Raw genomic sequence first — 2024 nt, forward strand, 5'->3', positions numbered from 1 at the left:
GCCATCTCCAATTTCTGCATCTGCTCGAATAATACGGGGATGTCATCTACCCGTTCCGTGATAAGAGTGAGCGTTTCGGTCATGAAACGAGGTTACCTCAAATTTGCTAAACCCCTCAAAAAATGAGCGAACCATGAGTTAGTAGCTCCACGCACGACAAATCGCTCGATATTGGCCTCGTGTAGATGAGAAATCTTGACTTGAGAATCCGCCAGGAGGACATCTTTGTTTCCTTGTTGAGCCTTGGCAGTTTTGAGCAGTTCCACCGTATCTCCACTTCTTGTGGTAGTGACCAGGCAGGCAATGAGGCGATTTCCGACTTTCTTGAGTCTTACCACCATGCCCAACTCGATAGCGGGTAGTGCTCGTTGCGCTTGACTGTTGAAGTGTTTGGTCGTACATTCTTTGAGCCGAGGTCGGTAGAAGCCTACCCAGTCAATAGGCATGGGTTGCCATCCATTTATGTGGTGGGCGATTGCCTTGGCCTCTTTCCGTAGGAGCCAGTCGAGTCTTTTAAGGAGATAGGCGATGCTCCATTTTCCGTCTCTGAGTGCCGCTTGCGCTGCTCTGACTTTTGAGTCTTTAAGTCCAGTTGTCGCCAGTGCCGGAAAAAGTGCCCCTCTACTTTGAAGAAGATGCCCTGCCAGGAGGGTAAAAAGCAGGTGTGCCAAAGCGAGATTAGTCCCGATGGGGAGTCGGGCAACGAGTTGGCTCAAGAAAAGTGCAGTTCGGTATACTGATGTGGGCATGGTCGGCCTCGATGCGATTTGATTTAAGCACCTTGTTGTACCGTGTTTGACCATGCCCGACTTGCCTAATCCAAACCCCTCAGTTACCGGAAACTAGAGTTAAGACGAACCTGAGCATCCTTCACTCCATAGAATACCTCCCCATCCATAAACTCATCTCGCAGACGAGAATGGAAGCTCTCCGCAAACCCGTTCTGCCAGGGTTTGCCCGGATCAATATAGGCTGGGCTAATTCCGCGTCGGTGGCATAGACCACGTAGGGCCAAGGCGATAAACTCCGGCCCATTGTCCATGCGAAACGCCCCTGGGACAAGACGTTGCTCCATGAGTGCTTCCAGGGTCTTGACGACCCTTTCGGAAACAAAGTGAGTGCCCACTTCAATCGCAAGACATTCACGTGTAAACTCATCGCTGACACAGAAGATTCGTAGCACCCGGCCATTCAAGGTAACCTCATGGACGAAATCAAAGCACCAGAGCGCATGGGGTCGATCCGCCACCAGGTCGGTGGCAGGATTGCCACTTCGGATGCGTTTTCGCCTTCGCCGCGCTGGTACACTGAGTCCCTCGCTTCTCCAGAGGCGATAGATTCGCTTGTGATTGAGCGGATCTTTGCCCTCGTTGATGCGTTCTTTATTGATCTCGCGATGAACTAGCCGGTAGCCACGCCTGCGTTTTCGAGGATTCTTAGCAAAAGCCTTGAGTTGCTCAGTCAGATTTTTCTCTTCAGGTTCGTCCTGTTTTGGCTGGTAGCGCAAGCTGGAACGAGCGAGCTGGAGCAGACGACAGACGCGCCTCTCTTGGAATCCTTTGACCTCAACCAAATGTTTGGCTGCTACTCTCTTCTGTTCAGCACTCACGAGTTTTTTTGAACCAGCTCCTTGAGGATGTCAACGTCCAGGTCTCGCTCGGCGAGGAGTCGTTTGAGTCTGGCATTCTCTTTTTCCAACTCCCGAAGTCGTTTGACTTCGTTGGTCTGCATGCCCTGGAATTTCTTCTTCCAGGTGTAGAACGTGTTGACGCTGATGCCTTTTTCTCGGCAAAGGTCAGCTAGTTTCTTGTCGCCCTTGTCCGCTTCCTGCAAAATCGCCACGATCTGCTCGTCTGTCATTTCTCCCGCTTTCATCTCGTATCCTTTCGTCAAGGGGGGATTCTCCCGGGTGCAGGTCATAAAAGTGGTGAGGTAGCAGGCTGAAAAACGCGGCGACTCCAAAAGGCAAAAAAGGAATCCAACTCGTTGCCAAAAAAGAAACCGCGTAGACGGGCAATTACTTC

At 51.3% G+C, this 2024-nt stretch carries 3 protein-coding genes; all 3 read right to left on the reverse strand.

The window, feature by feature from the left end; genetic code table 11:
• Positions 1–92 precede the first annotated feature (92 nt).
• On the reverse strand, positions 93–671 hold the full coding sequence (locus RMO15_RS30755; protein WP_309722275.1) for a hypothetical protein: 579 nt from the start codon (positions 669–671) through the stop codon (positions 93–95).
• A 161-nt stretch (positions 672–832) separates the two neighbouring features.
• Positions 833–1609, reverse strand: coding sequence for an IS3 family transposase (locus RMO15_RS30760; protein WP_309722278.1), 777 nt, complete (start codon positions 1607–1609; stop codon positions 833–835).
• A partial coding sequence (locus RMO15_RS30765; protein WP_309722281.1) for a transposase occupies positions 1606–2024 on the reverse strand: 419 nt, incomplete at its 5' end. The genes RMO15_RS30760 and RMO15_RS30765, both read right to left, overlap by 4 nt.

This window comes from Armatimonas sp., assembly GCF_031410135.1.
Classification (GTDB): Bacteria; Armatimonadota; Armatimonadia; order Armatimonadales; family Armatimonadaceae; genus Armatimonas.